24 protein-coding genes are annotated in these 22,397 nt (G+C 41.7%); 6 read left to right on the forward strand and 18 right to left on the reverse strand.

The genetic code is table 11. The annotated features are described in order from the left end of the window. Positions 1–1,269, reverse strand: a complete 1,269-nt coding sequence (locus BVH04_RS11985; RefSeq protein ID WP_086541707.1) for a serine hydroxymethyltransferase — start codon at positions 1,267–1,269, stop codon at positions 1–3. 147 nt (positions 1,270–1,416) lie between these two features. Between BVH04_RS11985 and BVH04_RS11990 the strand changes: the two genes are divergently transcribed. Further along, positions 1,417–1,791, forward strand: a complete 375-nt coding sequence (locus BVH04_RS11990; protein ID WP_086541708.1) for a UDP-glucuronosyltransferase — start codon at positions 1,417–1,419, stop codon at positions 1,789–1,791. Here the strand turns inward: BVH04_RS11990 and BVH04_RS11995 are convergent. Beyond that, positions 1,788–2,015 (reverse strand): hypothetical protein, encoded by a 228-nt coding sequence (locus BVH04_RS11995; RefSeq protein ID WP_086541753.1) that lies wholly within the window; start codon positions 2,013–2,015, stop codon positions 1,788–1,790. The two genes, BVH04_RS11990 and BVH04_RS11995, sit on opposite strands and share 4 nt — an antisense overlap. Positions 2,016–2,118: 103 nt before the next feature. On the opposite strand from BVH04_RS11995, the gene BVH04_RS12000 reads away from it, so the two are divergent. Continuing rightward, the gene (locus tag BVH04_RS12000; protein ID WP_086541709.1) at positions 2,119–3,027 is read left to right on the forward strand and encodes an AEC family transporter; all 909 of its coding nucleotides are present in this window, start codon (positions 2,119–2,121) and stop codon (positions 3,025–3,027) included. Here BVH04_RS12000 and BVH04_RS12005 read toward each other — a convergent pair whose 3' ends face one another. From BVH04_RS12005 to BVH04_RS12055, 11 genes are all read right to left on the reverse strand, one after another. Continuing rightward, entirely contained in the window at positions 3,028–3,831 is an 804-nt protein-coding gene (locus BVH04_RS12005; RefSeq protein WP_086541710.1) for an inositol monophosphatase family protein, read from the reverse strand. An 18-nt stretch (positions 3,832–3,849) separates the two neighbouring features. Beyond that, on the reverse strand, positions 3,850–4,542 hold the full coding sequence (gene rsmI, locus BVH04_RS12010) for a 16S rRNA (cytidine(1402)-2'-O)-methyltransferase (RefSeq protein WP_086541711.1): 693 nt from the start codon (positions 4,540–4,542) through the stop codon (positions 3,850–3,852). Beyond that, positions 4,539–4,772, reverse strand: a complete 234-nt coding sequence (locus BVH04_RS12015; RefSeq protein ID WP_086541712.1) for a 4a-hydroxytetrahydrobiopterin dehydratase — start codon at positions 4,770–4,772, stop codon at positions 4,539–4,541. The genes rsmI and BVH04_RS12015 overlap by 4 nt, the downstream gene beginning before the upstream one ends. Positions 4,773–4,784: 12 nt before the next feature. Continuing rightward, positions 4,785–5,054, reverse strand: coding sequence for a DUF493 family protein (locus tag BVH04_RS12020; RefSeq protein WP_086541713.1), 270 nt, complete (start codon positions 5,052–5,054; stop codon positions 4,785–4,787). 83 nt (positions 5,055–5,137) lie between these two features. Next, complete coding sequence (locus BVH04_RS12025; protein ID WP_086541714.1) at positions 5,138–7,249, reverse strand: peptidylprolyl isomerase; 2,112 nt, start codon at positions 7,247–7,249, stop codon at positions 5,138–5,140. An 84-nt stretch (positions 7,250–7,333) separates the two neighbouring features. Next, the gene (locus BVH04_RS12030) at positions 7,334–8,614 is read right to left on the reverse strand and encodes a hemolysin family protein (RefSeq protein WP_086541715.1); all 1,281 of its coding nucleotides are present in this window, start codon (positions 8,612–8,614) and stop codon (positions 7,334–7,336) included. A gap of 2 nt (positions 8,615–8,616) precedes the next feature. After that, the gene (locus BVH04_RS12035) at positions 8,617–8,826 is read right to left on the reverse strand and encodes a hypothetical protein (protein WP_086541716.1); all 210 of its coding nucleotides are present in this window, start codon (positions 8,824–8,826) and stop codon (positions 8,617–8,619) included. A 41-nt stretch (positions 8,827–8,867) separates the two neighbouring features. Further along, positions 8,868–9,446, reverse strand: a complete 579-nt coding sequence (gene lptC / locus BVH04_RS12040) for an LPS export ABC transporter periplasmic protein LptC (protein WP_086541717.1) — start codon at positions 9,444–9,446, stop codon at positions 8,868–8,870. Positions 9,447–9,531: 85 nt separating this feature from the next. Continuing rightward, the gene (locus BVH04_RS12045; RefSeq protein ID WP_086541754.1) at positions 9,532–10,830 is read right to left on the reverse strand and encodes a tetratricopeptide repeat protein; all 1,299 of its coding nucleotides are present in this window, start codon (positions 10,828–10,830) and stop codon (positions 9,532–9,534) included. A 100-nt stretch (positions 10,831–10,930) separates the two neighbouring features. Beyond that, on the reverse strand, positions 10,931–12,214 hold the full coding sequence (locus BVH04_RS12050; RefSeq protein ID WP_086541718.1) for a hypothetical protein: 1,284 nt from the start codon (positions 12,212–12,214) through the stop codon (positions 10,931–10,933). Next, a complete protein-coding gene (locus BVH04_RS12055) occupies positions 12,204–12,920 on the reverse strand; it encodes a type III pantothenate kinase (RefSeq protein ID WP_086541719.1) in 717 nt (238 codons plus the stop codon). The genes BVH04_RS12050 and BVH04_RS12055 overlap by 11 nt, the downstream gene beginning before the upstream one ends. 104 nt (positions 12,921–13,024) lie before the next feature. Between BVH04_RS12055 and BVH04_RS12060 the strand changes: the two genes are divergently transcribed. The 3 genes from BVH04_RS12060 to BVH04_RS12070 all read left to right on the forward strand — a co-directional run bounded on the left by BVH04_RS12060 (position 13,025) and on the right by BVH04_RS12070 (position 17,098). Next, positions 13,025–14,098: an anhydro-N-acetylmuramic acid kinase gene (locus BVH04_RS12060; protein WP_086541720.1), complete on the forward strand. Its 1,074-nt coding sequence runs from the start codon at positions 13,025–13,027 to the stop codon at positions 14,096–14,098. 71 nt (positions 14,099–14,169) lie between these two features. After that, positions 14,170–15,396, forward strand: a complete 1,227-nt coding sequence (locus BVH04_RS12065; RefSeq protein WP_086541721.1) for a Glu/Leu/Phe/Val dehydrogenase dimerization domain-containing protein — start codon at positions 14,170–14,172, stop codon at positions 15,394–15,396. Between the two features lie 181 nt (positions 15,397–15,577). After that, entirely contained in the window at positions 15,578–17,098 is a 1,521-nt protein-coding gene (locus BVH04_RS12070; protein ID WP_086541722.1) for a sodium:proton antiporter, read from the forward strand. A gap of 2 nt (positions 17,099–17,100) precedes the next feature. On the opposite strand, the gene BVH04_RS12075 is transcribed toward BVH04_RS12070, so the two are convergent. Further along, positions 17,101–17,688 (reverse strand): DNA-3-methyladenine glycosylase I, encoded by a 588-nt coding sequence (locus BVH04_RS12075; protein WP_086541723.1) that lies wholly within the window; start codon positions 17,686–17,688, stop codon positions 17,101–17,103. A 180-nt stretch (positions 17,689–17,868) separates the two neighbouring features. Between BVH04_RS12075 and alr the strand changes: the two genes are divergently transcribed. Further along, on the forward strand, positions 17,869–19,023 hold the full coding sequence (gene alr / locus BVH04_RS12080) for an alanine racemase (RefSeq protein WP_086541755.1): 1,155 nt from the start codon (positions 17,869–17,871) through the stop codon (positions 19,021–19,023). Here alr and purU read toward each other — a convergent pair. From purU to BVH04_RS12100, 4 genes are read right to left on the reverse strand one after another with little or no spacing between them, the layout of a single operon-like run. Next, entirely contained in the window at positions 19,020–19,874 is an 855-nt protein-coding gene (gene purU, locus BVH04_RS12085) for a formyltetrahydrofolate deformylase (protein WP_086541724.1), read from the reverse strand. The two genes, alr and purU, sit on opposite strands and share 4 nt — an antisense overlap. A gap of 9 nt (positions 19,875–19,883) precedes the next feature. Further along, the gene (locus tag BVH04_RS12090; RefSeq protein WP_086541725.1) at positions 19,884–20,621 is read right to left on the reverse strand and encodes a shikimate dehydrogenase family protein; all 738 of its coding nucleotides are present in this window, start codon (positions 20,619–20,621) and stop codon (positions 19,884–19,886) included. Continuing rightward, positions 20,618–21,553 (reverse strand): DUF368 domain-containing protein, encoded by a 936-nt coding sequence (locus tag BVH04_RS12095; RefSeq protein WP_086541726.1) that lies wholly within the window; start codon positions 21,551–21,553, stop codon positions 20,618–20,620. The genes BVH04_RS12090 and BVH04_RS12095 overlap by 4 nt, the downstream gene beginning before the upstream one ends. A 58-nt stretch (positions 21,554–21,611) precedes the next feature. Continuing rightward, positions 21,612–22,382: a phosphosulfolactate synthase gene (locus BVH04_RS12100; RefSeq protein ID WP_086541727.1), complete on the reverse strand. Its 771-nt coding sequence runs from the start codon at positions 22,380–22,382 to the stop codon at positions 21,612–21,614. Positions 22,383–22,397 lie beyond the last annotated feature (15 nt).

Consider the following 22,397-nt stretch of genomic DNA (forward strand, 5'->3'; position numbering starts at 1 on the left):
CTAGTACAATGGAAACTCATTCATCCAGGCATTTACTTCGCTTCGGATGCTTGCCAATTCGGCTTCATTATCATGATTTGTCAAAGCTCTGTCGATCAAGCTGACTATTTTCACCATGTCATCTTCTTTCAAACCACGAGTAGTTACAGCAGCTGTCCCTATTCTCATTCCAGAGGTAACAAACGGAGATTTGGTATCAAACGGAACCATGTTTTTATTGATGGTAATATCCACTTTCCCAAGGGTCTGTTCTGCAATTTTGCCGGTAAGGTCTTTATTTCTAAGATCGATAAGCATCATGTGGTTGTCTGTTCCTCCTGAGATAATTTGATAACCGAGACTTACGAACTGATCTGCCATTACGGATGCATTCTTTTTCACCTGAACCACATAATGCATGTATTCGTCAGATAGACACTCTTGGAAAGCAATAGCTTTAGCAGCAATAATATGCTCCAAAGGACCACCTTGAGTGCCTGGGAACACACCCATATCCAGCAAGGAAGACATCTTTTTGATTTCTCCTTTTGGAGTAGTCAATCCCCATGGATTATCAAAATCTTCCCGCATCATGATCAATCCACCTCTTGGACCTCTAAGGGTCTTGTGCGTGGTAGTAGTTACGATATGGCAATGATCTAGCGGATCATTCAAAAGTCCTTTTGCAATCAATCCAGATGGGTGAGAAATATCTGCTAAAAGTATTGCTCCTACTTGGTCGGCAATCTCTCTCAATCTTGCATAATCCCAATCTCTTGAATACGCTGAAGCACCACAGATAATCAATTTTGGAGAGACTTCTAATGCTTTTTCTTCAAGCTTAGCGTAGTCAATTCTTCCTGTCTCTTCCTCTACTCCGTAGAAATGTGGTTCATAAAGCTTACCGGAGAAATTCACCGGAGAACCATGTGTCAAGTGGCCACCATGAGAAAGGTCAAATCCCAAAATCGGATCACCTGCTTTCAAACATGCCAAAAACACAGCAGCATTGGCCTGTGCACCGGAGTGAGGCTGCACATTGGCCCAAGTAGCGCCGAAAAGCTCCTTTGCGCGGTCAATAGCCAATTGCTCGATCTTATCCACTACTTCACAACCACCATAGTAGCGCTTGCCTGGAAGACCTTCTGCATATTTGTTAGTCAGCACGCTTCCCGCGGCTTCCATTACTTGTTTGCTGGTGAAGTTTTCGGAAGCAATCAATTCTATGCCTCTCTTTTGTCTGTCTTCTTCTTCGTTGATCAGGTCGAAAACAAGCGTATCTCTTTTCATAATCAGGGGTTTGAAAGCAAATTCTTACGGAACGGTAGCCAGATGGCCTACCTGCAAATGTGCCCAAAAATAGTCTGAAAGTACCGATTATCCAATCCAAAATTAGGATTGGGATTTTCAATCCTAAGGAATTGCTATTTTTGACTGATGATTGATTTCAAATACCACCCTGAAAGCTATTTTACTGAAGAAACCACCTCTGTTTTATTAGTAAAACTGAACTATCCCGAAAGTCAATGGGGAGAGCAAATCAGTATTTATGCGCATTTGTTGGAGAGAAAGATCCAGTTTGAAGCGGTTGATTTCTACGGAAATGAATACATCCTCTATCCTTCATCGAGCTATGACACGCTGAGTATGGAAGAAATGGTCTATCTATTGGAGGGAATGCAAGTGAATACGGATGCGATGGAAGGTAATATGGAATTGATCCTGGACGGAATTCCAGAAGTCGAAAGTGACTTCTACCCTGAGCTGGGGAAGTATTTTGATGAAAAGAGGAAAAATTTCGGTTTGGATTAGAAATCGAGCAGGGCCTGTTTTTGTCCAGAAATTTGATGTGTGCGAAACCAATACTCGTACGTTTCGAAATCCAAGCATTCGCTAAATTCGCTTCCCTGAAACATGATTTTCTTCAAACAGCTTACAGGAAGCCAGGATTTTAACTTTATGGATTGCTCATTTGAGAGCTGAGAAAGCTGAATCCATTTTCCGCCATTGATAAAAATAGGTATAAGTTTAGTCATAGAAATACTGTTATTTGGATCAAAAATATACTGATTATCAGCATCGTACAATTAAAGAAAATTATTTTTATGTTAATAAACTTACGTTTTACATGAAAGCAGCATGACAGGATCTATCATCGCTTTTTTATGTCTTTTGCTTGGGCTATTTCTGCAGAAACAACCAAATCTCCCACTAGAAAAAATAACCAAATGGGTCAATTCCTATCTGCTAAACATTGTCCTTCCAGCGCTGGCACTTCTTTATATTCCTCAAATAGAACCCGGCTGGGATTTACTCCTGCCCATTTCATCGGCTTGGTTCACCTTCCTTTTGTCCTGGCTTATTTTTGGGATGCTGGGCAAACTTTTAAAGTGGGATAATCAGACTACTGGATGCTTAGTGATCGTCGCAGGGTTAGCCAACACGTCTTTTTTAGGATTCCCGGTAGTGGAAGGACTGTATGGTAAAGAAGGGTTGCCGATAGCGCTCCTTATTGATCAAGGAGGTTCTTTTTTGCTTGTCTCTTCACTTTCACTTATAGTCGGCTCTATTTATTCTCATAAAGAAGGAAACCTGAGCGAGATTCCGCTAAAAATCCTAAAATTTCCACCTTTCAGCTTTCTATTGGCAACTATAGCCATGAGTATTTTGGGATGGAGAACACCAGAATTTCTCATTCCTATAGTTTCTTTGATCGGCAAAACGATGGCGCCCATGGCCATTTTTGCTATTGGCCTGAAGTTCTCACTAGACTTCGATTCACTAAGCTCGAAGTACTATTGGTTTGGAATGGGCTATCGGCTCTTGCTCGCGCCCTTGATGGTTTGGCTGATTTATAGAAATTTTCTCCCAGAAAACAGCCTGGAATTTAAAGTATCTGTCCTCGAAAGTGGAATGGCACCTATGATCACAGGTTCTATTGTCGCTATCCAATATGATCTCAGGCCAAAACTGGCCACACTTCTTGCTGGCTTGGGAATCCCAATCTCACTCTTGACTATTATGATTTGGTATTATTTCCTTGGCTGATTAAGCCCAAGCCTTTTTCAAGTCATTGAGAATTTCCTCATGGATTTTCTCATTGGTAGCCAAAATCTGTCTGCCAAATATAAAGTCCCTTCCGCCAGAAAAATCTGTTACTTTTCCACCTGCTTCCTCTACGATCAAAGTGCCCGCGGCTACATCGTAAGAATTCAGATTGTATTCAAAAAACCCCTCCACTCTGCCGGAAGCAACATAGCAAAGATCAACGGCGGCACTACCAAATCTACGGGCTCCATGGGAAGACTTCATCAACGATTTCAATGCAGCTAGGTATTTGTCAATCAAATCGAAATTGTAGTATGGAAAACCCGTAGCTATCAGCGATGCAGAAAGTGTCTGTGCAGCACTAACACGAATTCTTGTGTCGTTGCAAAATGCTCCGCCACCTTTCATCGCATAGAAGCATTCATGAAGATTCACTTCATAGACGACACCAAGTATTACCTCTTCACGCTCCATCAACGCTATACTCACACAAAAAATAGGCACACCATGAACAAAATTAGTCGTGCCGTCTAAGGGATCAATCACCCAGTTGAATACTTCTGCTTTAGTAGTATTGGTACCTTCTTCTGTGATAAAGCCAGCCTCAGGCAATATTTGAGACAGTTTATTCACGATGATCTTCTCTGCTTCCGTGTCAACATAGGAAACTAAGTCATTGAAGCCTTTGTGCTCCACCCGATCTAGATTGAAGTGCTGTCTTTCCCTACGGATAAAGGCGCCAGCTTCCTTGGCTATTTCTTGCGTTTTCTCAAGAAGCAGTTTAAGTTTTTCAGTTGAGATCATAAAAATTGGTTGTTCATATTAAGCTTTGGGATTCTTACCTGCCACAGTAAGGACGATTTCACCCTTTAGTGTATTGGTCTGATAATATTCTATTAACTCGGCTAGCGTGCCTCGAACGTTCTCCTCGTGGAGCTTAGTGAGTTCTCTGGACACGCAAGCTTGCCGGTCTGCACCAAAAGCCTCTGCTAGCTGCCCAAGCGTTTTCAAAAGACGATGTGGTGATTCATAAAATATGATGGTTCTCACTTCTTCTATCAGCCCATCTATTCTTGTCTTCTTGCCTTTTTTGTGTGGCAAAAATCCTTCGAATACAAATCGATCATTTGGAAGTCCACTATTCACCAAGGCAGGAACAAAGGCGGTGGCTCCTGGAAGACACTGCACATCCAATCCAGCTGCAAGAACTTCTCTTACCAACAGAAAACCCGGATCTGAAATAGCTGGTGTCCCTGCATCACTGATCAATGCAAAAACTTCTCCCCTATTCATTCGCTCCACTAGTTTTTCCACGGTTTTATGCTCGTTGAAAATATGGTAGCTCTGAAGTGGTCGGGAGATTTCCAGATGTTTTAGTAATTGCCCGCTGGTGCGAGTATCTTCTGCGAGGATCACATCTGCAGTTTTCAGCACTTCAATAGCTCGAAGCGTAATATCCTTCAGATTACCAATAGGAGTAGGTACTAGAAACAAGTTCGGGGATTTTTCACTCATGCACGCAACTCATCAATAGCCTTTGCCAGGTCATGATCCTTCTTGGTCACCTTATTTCCGGAATCATGCGTAGTCAATTCGATTTCTACTGTATTGTAAACATTACTCCAGTTGGGATGATGCTGTGCAGCCTCAGCCAAAAATGCCACTCGGGTCATGAAGGCGAAAGCTTCCTGAAAATTCTTGAATTTGAAAGTTTGCTTTAGTTTGTTATTTTCTTCTGTCCACATAAGTCAATGAGTTTAAAGTGAGATTAATCCTTCTATTTCGGCAGCTTGCTCATAAATCTTGATGATCTCATCTGCATTTTGCATCATAGCCTGAGCGGTGGTGCTCACATATTTCCCTCCAGAACTCTCCTTGGTAGTTATTTCATGTTTGGGAAATAGAGCAGCTACCTCGTTTTCTTTTCCATTAGGAACTATAAATTTAAACATATAAAGCTGTGGAAACTCTCCACTGGCTTCTAATTTCTCCTTGAAGTATTCTTTGTCGAATTCCTTTTTGGCCATATCAACTGATGATCTACAAATTACATTTCGAATGTAAACAAAGAACCCATGCTGGGTAGCATGGGTTCCGAATCTAGATTCTATTAAAAGAATTTATATCGATAGTCCTTGACACCTGCCAGTTCCTGCAGAGCCATCATGACCGAATATGTCGTTCGCTGAGAAGCATTTTGGGTCAATTGCCCTTGGTAAGCAGAATAGTCACCAATTTCAGCTGCTGGTGTCAAGGCATTCAATTTACCCACGATCACGCCCACATCCTCGCGAATTGGCTGGGTAAGCTCACCTTGCTTCACTCCGAAGATAGCTCCGATAGCACGTGGGGCGAAACCAACACCTGGAATTACGTTAGCACTAAGTTTCAAATCAGGAATCTGATTTACTGAAGCGGCATCAGGATAGACAGCTTTCATATCTTCTAGAGAAGTCTTCCCAGCAAGTTTCGATTGGATGACCTCAGCCTTTTTCTCATTTCTGACCTGAGCTTCAACTTGCTCTTTCACGTCTGCCAATTTCACATCGCCTTCGTCTCTCTTGCTGACTAGTGTTGCTACTACATAGGAATTGTCTAGTTCAAAAACTGGAGAAACTTCACCAGTGGAAGTCCCATCTGCAAATGCCCAGCGAATCACTTCTCTCGCATTTTGTAGATTGTTGATATTTCTAGCATTAGCGTCTACATTATTAGCTTGTAGAACTCTATAATTATCAGTTGTCGCGTTTTCAGTGAATTCATTTCTGTTGCCAGCATTAGCTGCAAATGCGTCAGCGTTTCTGAAAGCTTCATTTCTAGTAACATCACTTGCTACCAATTCCACTTCTAAAGCAGCAACTTTAGTATAAGTGCTCTTAGGCATTTCAGTTACTGTAATAATGTGGTAGCCATATTCTGTTTCTACCAAATTAGGAAGTAAACCAGTGGATTTTGCAGCGTAAGCAGCGTCTGCGAATTCAGTCACGAAGTCTGCCTTAGCAAACCAACCCAAATCGCCACCAGTCTGAGCAGTACCATCCTGACCGTATTGTCTAGCAGCCACCTCAAAGTTTCCGTCTGCTTTTACTTCAGCAAGTACTGTTTCAGCCTGAGCTTTTACAGCAGCTTTAGCAGCATCGTCCATTCCTTCTGTGCTGAATAGAATATGGGAAGCTTTCAATCTTGGTGTACCCTCATATTGATCAGAGATCTTATATGACACATAAGTAGAGTTGGCTGTGATAAAAGGGCCATAAGTCTGACCAGCTTCAATTTCAGAAACATTGTTAGTGAAATCAGCTGGGAGTTTATCGCCTGGTCTGATAGACAAATAAGGAGCTTGCCCATCAGAGTTTCTCAAAACAAACAGAGAATCATTCTCTGTGGTCTTCAACTCTTCAGTCAATTCATTGATTTGAGAAATAACCTCTGCAGAATCTATTCCGCTTGGCTGAATGCTAAAGCTTACATACTCAAAACTAGCAGCATTTCCAGATTTGAATTTGTCCTTGTTTTTAGTCAAATACGTCTGCATATCACTATCCGACACAGTTACATCCGCATCAGATACCGCATAGAAAGGAACAAATAGAATAGAAGCATCTGCGATAGTATTCGCTGCTTTATATTCTTCCTTAGCTTCAGCCTGCGTAGCAAACTCAGAAGTCGCTAGCATGTTGTCATATTTGATTCTCAATCTAGAGTCAGCAAAAAGCTGCTCTTGCTGATTCCAATATGCCTGCTGAGCTGGATCTGCTGTTTCGAGCGATTGAAGGAAAGTTACCAACTGAGTTTTGTCAAACTGACCAGTCTCTGGATTAACCAATTGCTGACGTAATTCTGGAACAATGTTTTTGCCCTGAACCATATCAACCAATTCGGCATCCGAAATAGTCAAGCCCAATTTCTCATATTCTTCTTTGAACACACGCTCCACAATCATAGACTGCCAAGCTTGCTCTCTGATCGAATACATTTCTACTTCAGAAGGAACTCTGCCAGTTCGCTGCTGATTAGCAACTTTGTATTCTTCTACTCGGGCGATATACTCTTCGTAGGTGATATCTTCACCTGCGATCTCGCCTACGATATTTTGACTCGAACTGAGAAGTGTGGAATTTGGACTTAATAAATCTCCTCCAAGGAGGAATAAAATCAATCCGCCGGCAATTACGCCGATCAATAGACCTGTCCTTTGTCTAATTTGTTTAATTAACGCCATTATTGTTACTACGCTTTTTTAGAGTGTCGCAAAATAATAGCATTACTAACGAAATTCAAAATATATTATGAATCAAACGCTTAACTAGAAAATTCCTGAGCTGTTGATTTTCAAGCGAACAGTCTCAATTCTATGCTCTAGCTTGGTCACTACAGTAAAAGTGTAAGACTCAAAAGTCACCGATTCTCCTTTCTTCGGGAGGTTCTCAGTAAGTGAAAGAACCATCCCAGATAGGGTCTCAAAGTCTCCAATCGGCAATTCCCAGCCATATTTATCATTGAGGTAATCAATTTCGTGGCGCGCACTCAGCAAATATTCCTGATCAGAAATTTTCTGTTCGATCAAATCATCACTGTCATATTCATCCTCGATTTCTCCAAAAATCTCTTCAATAATATCTTCCATAGAAACTATGCCTGAAGTCCCTCCAAACTCATCAACTACCAATGCAAGGCTTTTTCGCTCCTGAATAAATTGGATCAACAACTCATTTGCTAAGGCGGATTCTGGCGCAATAATGATCGGAGTGAGGATTTCTTCGATAGTTTTAGGCTTCTTAAATAGCTCTAATTGGTGGCAATAGCCGATGACATCATCGATGGATTCCCGATAAACGATGACCTTAGAATGTCCACTTTCTTCAAATACTTGTTTTAGTTCTTCGATGGTATCATCCACTTCCACGGAGACAATGTCCGTTCGAGGTACCATACATTCTCGCACCCTTACAGTTTTAAACTCCACGGCATTGTCAAAAATCTTCGTGTCTATCTCCACATGGCCATCTTCTTTTCCTTTGTGAATATGATTCTGAACGAAGCTATTCAGATCAGTCACCGTGAAGACGGCCTTGTCCTCACTATATTCTAAACGGAGTATTTTGGTGATGAAAAATCTCGAAAGTCCTACTACTGCCCAAACTACCGGGTAAAAAAGAACATAAATGATCCAAAAAGGCAAAGCAAAAAAGGTCAACATACTGTTTGGATTCAGCAAAAATAGACTTTTCGGCAAAAACTCAGCTGTGATCAAAACTACAAAAGTAGAAATCAAAGTCTGTAAAACCAGGACTATAGCATCATTATTGAGCCCATCCGGCAGCCACATTTTCAGCGGGCCTTCCATTAGGTAAGCCATGAAAATACCATAGAGTACCAGCATGATGGTATTGCCCAAGAGCGTAGTCCCAATGAACTGACCCGGGCGCTGTACAAACACACTGAGTATCCTCCCCGTCATATCACCCTGCTTATTCTGAAGTTCTATCTGAAGCTTATTAGCAGAAATATATGCAATCTCCATCCCTGAAAAAAAGGCAGAAAACACTAACGTGATGATCACATAAATCAAATAACTTATTTCCATTCTTAGCGTTTTTTGCCCGTTTTGGTCTTTTTCTTAGGTAAAGGGGGTTCTTCGGGCTTTTTCATTTTTCGATACTGGAACCAAAATAATAAGGCTACAGCAAACATAAAAATCGCATAGGAAGCTTGCACTCCTTGGGTGACCGTCTGATGGATGCCAACAATGATGAGGGCAAGCGAAAGCGATAGTAATAATGCGTCAACTAATTTCATTCTGAATAAATTGGGGAGAACAGAAAGAGCAGGTTCCAATTCTATTTTTCAAGAGGTTTGTTTTTATTAGATTCATTTACTCCTTCGCCAGGCATCAAAATACGGCTATCCCTAGGGTTTTTAAGCGTGTAGTTGGTGAAAGTTTCATCAGCTTCAAGTCCCATACCATTGAAAAGTGTTTCCCCATCTTGAACGGTTACAAATTTCTCTGTGTATATGATTTTCTTCCTTTGATCCCAAAAAAGTTCTTCCGATTGCAGTTTCTGATCTTTAATCAAATTGCGAACTTGCACATTTCCTTCCCCCCGGAAGATATTTTCCTGGTTTAGCAAATAGCCCCGATCTGCTCTGATCGTTGTACTCAATTGACCGTCTTTTTCAAAAATCTGAATTTCTACTCCCTCAGGAAACTCCATATTCCCATTGGCAAATTCTAGTTGCTTAGGAGCTTTCAGGTCAAACCGCACTATAGCCGAATCACTTTGGAGCAAATGTATATTTACAGTCATTTTCATAGGTCCGTCGTAAACCTTCAGAGCCGAGGCATCCGCATCTTCCCTACATGAGCTGGTCACTGCAATAATGAAAAGCAATAAGAATGAAAATAAACTAGTCTTCACAGCTCAAAGATACTTGAAAATTGTTTTATGCCTATAAATGAAAAAAGGCAGCCCGAAGACTGCCTTTTTTGAATCTAAATATTGATTAATCTCTGGTAGCCAAAGTTACTGTCTCACCTATCCAGCAGCCAGTACTAAGTGTCTGACCTACTTGCATTCCTTCAGTAAAAACTTCCTCTTTGGATGGGAACTGAGATCTTGCCTGTGCCATTCCTTTAGAATCTCCAGCTTTCTGGTATGCATTGTATGCGGCTATGAAAATAGCTCTATCCTTAATCATACTTACTCCGCCTTTACAATCATTTGTCGAGTTCATGTACATGCCCCCGATCATGGAGTAGATGTCAGAAGTTTTGGAAGGATCTAAGTTAGCAACTTCCTTAGCTGCAGTTCTTGCAGCAGATTTCTTTCCCTGCTTCGCATAGATCTTGGCAAGTTCCATCTGAGCATCTGCTTTCTGTGTATCGTTCTCAGCAAGTGTCAACGCTTGATTCCACATTCCTTCAGCTTTATCAGAATTATCTTCTTGCATGTATCTCATGGCGATCACCTGAGAAGTAGAGAAAGAAGGCTCTTTTGCATGCTTGATCTCTAGTGCTTGCAAGAATGCATTTGAAGAAAAGCATTTGTATTGAACTGAGTACTTAAAGATCTGGTCAGCTAATACTTCATTGGTAGGATCAGCAGCTAATTTTGGACCCATTGTATTCTCGATGAAATCGCAATCGATTAGCTCCATAGCAACCAATAGCTGCTCAAGTGTTCCTTTTTGACTAGTAACGTCTTTTCCTTCAGCAGCGGCCTCATCAAGCATTTTGTTGATTTTGTCATGAATAGCCAGAATCTCCTCGCCTGTATATGCTTGGTGATACGCATAATTTCTATAAATTAAATCGAAGTATGCTGCGGTCAATTGGTAATTGATCGTACCATTGAGCTCCAACGCTTTTTCAAAATCAGCAATAGGACCAACCAACTTATCTTTGTTGCCTTTGTAGTACTGGTAGCCGTAGTAAGCCTTATTTTCTATCCACTCTTTCTCATTATTGTAGATCTCGCCTCTTTTATTATAGATGGCAATCACGGAATCCTGATAAATTCCTTTTTGAGCCTCATCTGTAGAAGCTTTTGCGGCTGCGTCATAGATTAGTACTCCATTCTGGTAGATAGACTCATTCAGGTCAGGTACATTGACAAGTAGCCAGTTCAATGGATGAGTAGCTTCGATAAACTGCTCAGCGCCCATGTAGTCTGTATAAGCCGCGTTTAGTTCCCTTGCCTTAGCCTCTTGAACTGGGTCAGTAGGGAACTTAAATTCTTGAGCTTGAACCATTCCGGTAAAAAGCAGGGCAGCTAGTCCTAAGATTGTAGATTTAATTTTCATTTTCATAATGGTTTAATTCGGCACAATTTAATCTTCATGTCTAAATCCGAATTATGAGTACCGGATTTAACCATTTTGATTTGTATGGTTTGGTTAATTATTATTCAAAAACTCGTTTGTAGAACCAACTATTATCATTCAGTGACAACCCTAGGGTGAAGTTAACATAACTCTCTCGGATGAGGCCATTGTTAGTAGTTCCTCTCTGTCCGACTTTCACAGCGAAGTTCAGTAACGAAAGTTGATTTACAGGAAGAGAAGCTCCAAAGTTAATGCCAAGATCATTGATGTTAGTCGAGTTCAGGTAATATGGTGTCTGCTGGTATTCCAATCCTATTCGGTAAGTACCTCGCTTTAGACCATTATCTATAGCAAGATAATCAGGTACAATTTGGAATCCCAGACCTATCTTGATAGCCTCCTTCAATTGCAACGGGTCATCCAGCAAAGATCTATACTTTTTGAAGTCTTGATATTGGCCTTCTAGACCGATCACAAACTTGTTGTTTTTTTCATAAGAAACCCCGAATCCGTAACGATCAGGGATATAAATGCTTCCTGGTTCATCATTTGCGATCAAGTCTCCACTCGAATCTGGACTGCTAGCTTGGCCAATTGATGCGAGCTTGGCAAAAGCTTTTCCATTAACATCTCCTAAATGCTGATAAATGGCACCCAGATGAAGTTTACTTTTTTCATTCAAGGGGAGAAAGTAATATGCCCCCGCTTTAATGCCAATATCACTCACTGTTAATCTTTCATAATATTCTGTTCTGATACCAACTGGTGTTCCCTCATTATCAAAAAGTGTCAACTGATCTGTGCGAATCGTTGAACCGAAAAGGTAAGAGCCTTGCAGACCTAAACTCAAATTTTTAGCTACTACCATCCCGTAACTCAAATAAGCTTCTGAAATACCCCCATCACCCTCAATAGAATTCAATGCCTGTATATCGGTATTGCTTACCGGGCTTTGTATGAGCAAGCGATAATTCACACTGGTGAGTTGATTCAATCCTAAGCCGATTGTAGCTTTAGTTACTTTCACAGGAAGTGAAAATGCGATATAGGACAAACCTCCACCGTCAACATCAGATGTCTCTGTACCATTATCAGCAGCAATCTTTTTATAATTCAGCGCAGCCTCAAAATTAAAAATCGAGTTTTTAGTAGAAAGTGCTGGATTGACCACATTGGGATTCCATGCAGAACCGAAACTGATGCCAAGTCCCCCCATGGCTTGATTATTAGTAAGACCGGAATAGTTAAATTCTCCGATGCCTAAAGCACTATAGGTAGAAGCACTGGATTGTGCCTGGGCTTCTGTAAATAAGAAAAGGGTGCATAGTACACCCAGCAATTGCAATTTGATTTTACTCAACATTGTGGTTTAGAATAGAATTCAATCCGTAAAGGACCAAATTTGGGACTACAAATATGAGGTCTTTTGCCAATGAATCAAAAGATTGGGCATCACCACCGCTAACAAAGACCTCGATTTCTGGAAATTTTCTAGTGTACGCTTCGATCTGCCCTTGCAATTCGAACTCAATTCCATGCCAAATACCGATTTGCATACAGCTAATCGTATTGTTGCCAATCAGCTCGGCAGGTTTCACTTTTAGATCAACTAGAGGCAATCTCGCCGTCAGCTCATGCATTGCTCTAGCACGCATCCCGAGCCCAGGGCTGATAGCCCCACCTAGGTAAGAATTACTGCCATCGATCAGATCAAAAGTAATACAAGTTCCTAAGTCTATTGCGAGAATCGGGCCTTTGCCTCGCATAGCCCAAGCTCCAATCGCGCCAGCTATTCGATCCAACCCCAGGCTAGCGGGGGTCCTGTATGCATTAGTGATGGGCAGCTTAGTCTCTTGATTGAGGTAGGAGAATGGGAATGATAGAATAGCTTGTAACTCGACTTGGCTCCATTTCACAGAACTCACCAAACAATGCTCAAAAGACACTGACTTCCAATATACTAGCGCAGATTCAAGCCCTTCAAATACTTCCTCCTGAAGCAACTGATCTCCTTCAAAGAGAGCAGTCTTTATTCTTGTATTACCAATATCTATTATCAGATTTGTCATCCAGTTGAATTAATATTCTGCAAAATAGCCATACAAAAAAAGCAGTGCCTTTTATCGCTGTTAAATTATCTTTGACCTAGTCGTCACTTAACAAACTTTAACCCATGAGCCCTACAAACTACACTATGATCGGATTGATGTCTGGCACGTCAGGAGATGGACTAGACATAGCCCATTGCAGCTATGAGCTTCAGGATCAGTGGTCGTACGAGATTTTAGATGCAATTACGATTCCATTTCCTCCGGACTTGGGACAAAAGCTAATGAACTGCCACAGGCTTTCCGGGCTGGAATTGGCGCTTCTGGACGTAGATTTTGGAAAGTGGATGGGAGAAAAAGTAAGGGAATATTGTAGCGAAAAGCAAATCAAACCTATGGCTGTATGCTCTCACGGACATACTGTTTTTCACCAGCCGGCAAAAGGACTTAGCCTTCAGATAGGCAATGGCTGGGCGATGCATCAGGCTTCTGGACAAAAGGTTATCAACGATTTCCGCATGCAAGATGTGCAGCTTGGTGGGCAAGGTGCGCCTTTGGTACCTATTGGCGACAGCTTGCTTTTCCCAGCGATTGATTTTTGTATCAATCTTGGGGGAATTGCAAATATTAGTATGGAGTCAGCGGCACAGCGAATTGCCTTTGATACCTGCCCTTTCAATCTGTTGCTAAATGCCCAAGCAAATGTGCTTGGTGCTGAATACGATAAAGATGGAGCGTGGGCCAAAGAAGGCATGCTCAATGAAAAGTTATTCAATGAACTCAATGCGCTTCCCTATTATTCCAGATCAGATGCAAAATCTCTGGGTAGAGAGGATTTGGAAAATGATTTCATACCCTTGGTTATTTCTAGCGGTCTTTCTGAAAGAGATATATTAGGAACCCTTGTCGAGCATTATGCATTTCAGATCGCCCAAGTCATCAAGCAACACCAAAGCACTGATCAGCCTTCTGTATTAATCACTGGCGGTGGGGCATACAATTCTTTTTTTATAGAGCGATTGAGCAGTCAGCTTGACAACAAATGGAATCATACTGTCGCTGGGTCTGAACTGATAGAATTTAAAGAAGCACTGGTTTTTGGTTTTTTGGGAGTTTTGCGTCTCCGAAATGAGAACAACTGCCTCGCTTCAGTCACAGGGGCAAGTAGGGACTCATCTGGTGGAGTAGTTTTTGGCTAACCGCCCGTCAGACTTCCTGTAACAGGACTGGTTTATTTTTCTATTTTTGTCGAGAAATAAACCCAAATTAGATGCAGGAGTTACTTAAAAAGTTTGAAAACAAACAGCCCGAAATCACTTTCGAGTGGAGTGACAGCGAATCTGAAGCGGAAGGCTGGGTAGTGATCAATTCCCTCAGAGGAGGAGCTGCCGGTGGTGGAACCCGCATGAGAAAAGGACTGGACAAGCGCGAAGTAGAATCTCTTGCCAAAACCATGGAGGTAAAGTTTACCATCTCTGGCCCGGCGATTGGCGGTGCAAAATCAGGAATCAACTTTGACCCGAATGACCCACGTAAAGACGAGGTGCTACGTCGTTGGTACAAAGCTGTAATGCCCCTATTAAAGAGTTACTATGGAACTGGTGGAGATCTCAACGTGGACGAAATCCATGAAGTGATTCCAATCACAGAATCCTATGGACTTTGGCATCCACAGGAAGGCGTCGTAAATGGTCACTTTCACGCAACTGAGCCAGAAAAAATTCGGAAAATCGGTCAACTCAGACAAGGTGTTTCCAAGGTGCTTGAAGACCCACTTTTCACCCCAAATGGAACCAAGAAATATACGGTATCAGACATGATTACGGGATATGGGGTGGCAGAAGCTGTGAGGCATTATTATAAAATATGGGGAGGAGATATCAAGGGCAAGCGTGCCGTCATCCAAGGATGGGGTAACGTAGGAGCCGCTGCTGCCTGTTTCCTTGCAGTAGAAGGGGTGAAAATAGTTGGTATCATCGACCGGGATGGAGGAGTGATTAATGAAGTAGGTTTCTCCATAGATGAAGTTCGCGAGCTTTTTTTCAATAGAAATGGAAATAAACTTGTAGCCGAAAACCAACTTCCTTTTGAAGAAATAAATCAGAAAATATGGGATCTTGAGAGTGAAATCTTCATACCCGCAGCTGCCTCGAGACTGATCAAGAAGGATCAAGTGGAGAGAATGGTCAATTCTGGTCTAGAAGTTATTTCATGTGGTGCAAATGTTCCCTTTGCCGATCCAGAGATTTTCTTCGGTCCAATTGGAGTTTGGACTGATCAGCGGGTTTCGGTAATTCCTGATTTCATCGCAAATTGTGGCATGGCTCGCGTATTTGCTTATTTGATGAGCGACAAGGTTGAAGTGACCGACATGGCGATATTTTCAGATGTGAGTAGTACGATAGAAAAAGCACTGAAAAATGTTTATTCCAGTAATACTGAAAAAACTAAACTAGCTGAAAGCTCCTTTAATATAGCCCTAGCACAACTCGTGTAAAAGTATCCTTTGCCTTTACTCTGCTGGAGTTAATTTTTGATTAATTCCAGCAGCACGGCAAATTTTGATTGTGCTGTATCAGCCAAAATCTGTAGTTTCGCAGAAGCCACGTTGGAATAGCATCAATCATTTATTTGCTTAAATTAACCGAAAAGAACACCCAGCATACCTTATCAGCCTAATGAAGAATTTTATCTTTAGTTTCTCCATACTTTTCGGAATATTATTTTTTGGCGGGATGGAGCCACAATCTGCCTTCGCAGAAAACACTGATATTGAACAAGGATACCTTGCTCAGGGAGATCATAACGCTGCTGATCAAGAGATTACTCACGGAATAGTTTCTGCCGAAGCTGAAGAGGCAGATCACCATACCGCTCCTATATGGCTAGTCATTCCATTTGTAGCGTTGCTGCTTATGATAGCCACTGGGCCCTTATTTTATGAGCATTTTTGGCACAAAAACTACCCCAAAATTGCTATAGGGTTTGCCCTGATGGTCGTTTTCTATTACCTATTTATACTCGGAAATGTCCATGCGCCCGTCCATGCGATGGCAGAATACATTCAGTTCATAGCACTTCTAGCCTCTTTATACATTGCTTCAGGCGGAATTCTGATTGAGATAGATAAGAAAGCCACGCCTTTTGCTAATGTAACCTTGTTGGTCATCGGTGCTTTGGTTTCTAATCTGATCGGAACCACTGGAGCTTCCATGCTTTTGATTCGACCATTTATTAGATTGAACAAAGGAAATATTCAGGCCTACCACATCATTTTCTTCATCTTCATGGTGAGTAATGTCGGTGGCTCGCTCACCCCAATAGGTGACCCACCGCTATTTTTGGGTTTCCTGAAAGGAATTCCATTCTTCTGGACGTTGGAGCATAACTGGCCCGCATGGCTGTTTACATTAGTAATGTTAGCTGTTGTGTTCTATTTCATTGATAAAAAAATAGGAAGAGCAAATGACGACAATGAATTAGAGGAGACTATTTATACCAACAAATTTTCCTTAGTCGGTATAAGGAATTTCGGATGGTTATTTATTATTATTTGCTCAGTATTCCTTGATCCAAATGTGATAGAGGGCGTTCCAGCCATCGTCTACGACGGTCAAAAATTCTCCTATATCAGAGAAATCATTATGCTGTCTGTAGCCTTCCTGTCTTATCGGTTTGCTGACCAGCGAGCCATTAAAGGCAATGAATTTAATTTCGAACCTATCAGAGAAGTAGCATTTATTTTTGTGGGAATATTTGGTACTATGATGCCGGCCTTGGAACTGGTGGGCGCCTTCGCCAAATCACCTGAAGGAGCAGCAATGATCACGCACAACACACTCTACTGGGGTACGGGCATTCTTTCCGGATTTTTGGACAACGCTCCTACTTACCTCAACTTCCTCGCAGCAGCCATGGCTTCCAAGGGTGCCTCCATCAGCAACATTGAAGAAGTTCGTCAGTTTGCTGCAGATGGGTATCATGATTCCGCATTCGAACTGATGGCTATTGCCATCGCCTCAGTATTCTTCGGAGCGATGACTTACATAGGAAATGGACCAAACTTCATGGTGAAGTCCATAGCAGAGCAAAATGGCATCAAAATGCCTTCATTCTTTGGCTATATCATCCGATTCTCCCTGCCAGTCTTATTGCCACTTTTATTCCTGGTGTGGCTGGTATTCTTTGCTTTCGTATAAGATTAAACCTCACCAAATCGGAAACAAGATTCCAAATGGTCGTTGAACAGACCAGTAGCTTGCATATGTGCATAGACCGTCGTGCTGCCTAGAAATTTGAATCCACGTTTCTTAAGGTCTTTGGCAAGCAAATCGGATTCCTTGGTAGTGGCCTGAGATTGGCTCATGGATGATAGGCGATTTTGAATTGGTTTTCCTCCGACAAATCCCCAGATGTAGTTAGAAAAAGACCCAAATTCTTCTTGGACTTTCATAAAGCATTTGGCATTGTTTATAGCAGCTCGGATTTTCAAAACGTTTCTGATTATGCTCGGATCCTGAAGTAATTCCTGCACGTAGCTCTCTGGAAATTCTGCTACCACTTTATAATCAAAATCTGCAAAAGCTTTGCGATAGCCTTCTCTTTTCTTCAAAATCGTAGCCCAACTCAACCCTGCCTGAGCAGATTCCAAAATCAAAAATTCAAAGTGAACATGATCATCCCAGACCGGGACTCCCCACTCTGTATCGTGATAGTTAACATATTCTTCGAAACCCAGACACCAGGGACAACGGGTTTTATGATCAGAAACTTGAAAGGTATTTTTCATGTGTTTATAATTTTTTTCAAATGGTCACATAGCCTGCCCCTGAGGATTGATAAACGTCCCACTATGTGACGATTGCGTTGTGCTCGATTTCATAAAAGTTGAATTAAAGAATAAATTTAATCAAGTATTGGGATAAGGATGCAGAGTGGCTTACTTTCTGGATTCAATTGGAATACATATATGATTGCCACCTCCACGCTTGAAATCAGCGCCAAGGCCTACCGCCAAAACATTCGGTACATACGCTCAGAAATAGGCCCAAAACCAACAATTTCTGCTGTAGTGAAGGGTAATGCTTATGGTCATGGGATCTCACAAATGGTAGAAATAGCTGAAAAAGCTGGAATTCGCCATTTCAGCACTTTCAGCTCTGATGAGGCTTGGGAAGTTTGGGACAGATCAAAAAAAGAATCGGAAATCATGATCATGGGAATGCTCCATCTGGAGGAGCTGGAGGAGCTAATTGCAAAAGGTATCAGCTTCTACGTTTTTGATTTTGAAAGGCTGGAAAAAGCTATCGCCATTTCCAAAGAAATTGGCATTCCGGCGAAAGTTCATATCGAAGTAGAGACTGGATTTCATCGTACTGGATTTGATTGGGATCAGCGCGAGAAGCTCGCTGAAATGCTTGCGAAGAATTACAGCTTCATTTCTATTATTGGGCTCTGTACGCATTATGCTGGGGCTGAGTCTGTAAGTAATTTCGTCAGAGTAAAAAATCAAATCGCCCTGTATCACGAATTCAAGGACTTTTTCAACAGTCAGGGAATAGCGTTCAAAACTTATCATACTGCCTGCTCGGCAGCCACACTTATTTTCCCCGAAACTATCATGGACATGGTGAGAATAGGAATAGCAGGCTATGGATTTTGGCCTACTAAGGAGACTTTTTTTGCAAAGCTAAATTCCCTGCCAAAAGGAAAGAAAGACCCACTCAAACGACTGATAACCTGGAAAAGCACTGTCATGAGTTTGAAAGCAGTAAAAACCGGTGAGTTCGTCGGATATGGAAATAGCTACATGGCGTTGGAGAATATTCGTCTGGCGATCGTGCCAGTGGGCTATGGACACGGTTACAGCCGACTACTCAGTAATCAGGGTATGGTTCTGATCAAAGGACAACATTGTCAAGTCGTGGGGACAGTCATGATGAATGCCATCGCAGTGAACGTGAGCAAGATCAAAGATCTAAAAGCAGGTGATGAGGTAGTTCTTATCGGAAAGCAGGGTGGAAAAGAAATTACTGTTTCGTCATTTTCTGAGTCCACTCAACAGGTAAACTATGAAATGCTGACCCGATTACCAAAGAATATTCCCAGGAAAATCATTCTTTAATAGAAAATCACCGTCTTGTTTTTGATTGGCATCACCTTGCGGTCTACATGGTATTTGATGGCTTTGGAAAGAACTACTTTTTCCACGTCTTGACCGATCTGCACTAATTCGGAGACGGTATTATGATGTCTTACTCGTGCTACGTCCTGTTCGATGATCGGTCCAGCATCCAATTCTTCTGTTACGTAGTGAGCAGTCGCTCCTATGATTTTTACTCCGCGCTCGTAGGCTGCATGATAGGGTCTAGCTCCCACGAATGCAGGCAAAAATGAATGGTGGATATTGATAATTCGATTAGGAAAATGCTTGATAAAATCTGCGGATAAAATCTGCATGTATCTGCCAAGTACTACGAAGTCAATTTGATTGGCCTTCATCAGCTGCAATTGATTGGCCTCAGCTGCAGCCTTAGCATCAGCAGTAATGGGTATGTAATGAAAAGGAATCTTAAATGCCTCAACGATTTCTCTCAAACTTTCATGATTTGAAACGACAAGAGGAATATCTACATCGAGCTGTCCTGCATGATGTCTCCCCAAAATATCAAACAAACAATGTGAAAGCTTGCTGACGAAAATTGCCATCCTTGGCTTTGGAAAATTGAAATGAAGTTTGAAGTCCATCTGAAAACGCTCACCAACTTCTGATTTAAATCGAGAAGCAATCTCATCTTTTTGTAAAGAAAAAGAATCCAATTCCCAGGCAGCTCTCATGAAAAACATTCCCATTTCCTCATCTACGTGCTGATCAACTTCCAGAATATTGCCATCATGAGCATAAAGAAATCTAGAAACTTCCGCGACGATTCCCTTTTGATCGGTACACTGAATGATGAGTATGGCTTTTTTCATGGCTAAAACTTATGAATTCCAGATCTCCCAAGCCGCTTCTGCTTGCAGGATAAGCATCTCATGTCCATTCTTCGCTTTTCCACCCTTGACCAAACATGCCTTCATCAGAGAAGTTTCGCTTGGATTATACACCAAATCATACACAAAATGATCAGATGTCAGCTGCTCCAACGGAATGGCTGGAATCCCATCTACTTTTGGAAAGGTGCCAAGTGGAGTAGTATTGACAATCAGCATATAGGTCTTCATTATCTCAGGGTCAGATGCCAAATCTTCGTAGGTAATCTGATCCTCGTCTTCAGAGCGAGAAACATTCAGAAACTCAATATCCAAATCCTTTAATGCCTGCTTGACTGCTTTAGATGCTCCTCCGGTACCCAAAATCAAGGCTTTTGGTTTTAGTGATCCAAGCCAAGGAGAAAGCGAATTTTTAAATCCTATATAGTCTGTATTGTATCCCGTTAGCATTCCATCCTGAATATGGATACAGTTTACCGCACCGATTTCTTCACAGGCCTCATCGAGATCATCCATTAGGGCGATCACATCCTCTTTATAAGGAATCGTGACATTGATGCCTTCTATCTCTGGATTCTCGCTGAGAATTTCTTCTAGGTCACGCGCATTCGGAATATCATACAGTTCATAAGTACAATCTTTGATTCCTTCCTTGTCAAATTTCTCAATGAAATATTTCTTTGAAAAAGAATGTGTAAGTGGATGACCTATCAACCCGAATTTTCTCATGATTTCTTTAAATATGCCGCTAAGCGATCAATACCAACTACTAAAATAATCCCAAAAGCAAATGCTGAAAGTGCCAGCATTAATTTTGGCTCAAAACCAGTCTGCTCCAAATATGAAGTAGGGAATAAATTCTCAGTCAAAAATGGTTTTTCCTCTCCACTGGAAGAGGTGCGATAGGCAGTGACAATTTTCCAAGGCCAAAGTTTATTGATAGAACCTAGCATAAAGCCAGAAAGAACGCCGATCGTAATGGAATAATATCGCTTCAACAACCAGGAAATAACTCGACTGAAAGATAAAAGTCCAACGACACAACCTAGTGCAAATATGCCTAATGTAACAAAATCACGGGCTGAGACTGCATGCAAGACAGGCTCGTATTTTCCCAAGATCAGCAAAATAAAGCTTCCGCTAATCCCGGGAAGAATCATAGCACAAATCGCTATAGCTCCAGCTACAAATGTGAACCAAAGTGCATCTGGGCTAGTAGTCGGGGGCAGATCTGTAACCCAATAAGCGATAATAATTCCCAAAATAAGTGCGATCACTACGCCCAAACTCCACTTTTTAATGTCCTTCAGAATCAGAAAGGCACTCACCAAAATCAATCCGCAGAAAAATGACCAAAGCGGAATCGGGTGCTCCTCCATCATGTAGGTGATGAGCTTCGAAAGCGAGAAAATACTGGTCATTATTCCCAATAATAAACTGAGTAAGAACGCACCATTCACCGCCTGGAAGAACGCTTTGAACTCAAACTTCAGCAAAAGCCTCAGACTTTCCCCATTAAAGGAATTGATACTACGAAGCAGCTCCTCATAGATGCCGGTGATCAGCGCTATCGAGCCACCGGAAACACCCGGTACTATATCTGCCGCTCCCATCGCCATACCTTTCAAGTAGGTGAGGACATTTTTTCTGATAAAATCCATAATCAAAAATAAAGGCTGACCGGAATAATCCAATCAGCCTATATTGAGTTGAGTTGTATTACAATTTGATTTCTCCCAAAAAATGGTCGAAGGTATCGCCTCTCAATCCGAGTCGAATAGTTTCCAAAGGAATAATTTCAGAAGGGCTGATATTTCCAAGGTTCACATTTGCACCGATCAGCTTGATAAACCAAACCTGCTGGGATTTGATTGGAGCTTCCCAAATGATTCTTTCTTCAGGGATCTGAGTTAGAATTTCCTCCACGAGTCCTTGTCTTACTTCTCCAGAATCTCTGAATAGACCTACGTTTCCGCCTTCTCTAGCTTCTCCGATTACTTTCCAGGCACCAGCATCTAATTCTTTACGCATCTGCTCTATCCATTTATATGGGGGAATGATTTTCGCAGCATCCTTAGAGCCAACTTCTGAAAGTACCGTCACTTGCTTGGCTAGCGTAGTAATGTATTCACACTTTTTATCGTGATCTAGTGAAATAGAACCATCCGACACTTCAGCGAAAGAAAGATCATATTTGTCCAACACTTTTCGGTAATCGTCAAATTGACCTCTTACAAGAAAAGCTTCGAAAAGTGTGCCTCCCAAGTAAACAGGAATACCTGCTTCTCTATAAATAGCGAGTTTTTCGTCTAGATTTTTGGTCACATAAGATGTGGCCCATCCAAGCTTCACTATATCTACAAAATCGGAACAACTTTCGACAAAATCTTCCGTGGCACGTATGCTTAGGCCTTTATCCATGGCCATGGTAAATCCTTTAGTTCGTGGCTTTTCGGTACGAACGGGGATATTATTCAGCTCATAATTCATTAGCGAGGTTTTAAT

The sequence above is a fragment of the Algoriphagus antarcticus genome (assembly GCF_002150685.1).
Taxonomy (GTDB): Bacteria; Bacteroidota; Bacteroidia; order Cytophagales; family Cyclobacteriaceae; genus Algoriphagus; species Algoriphagus antarcticus.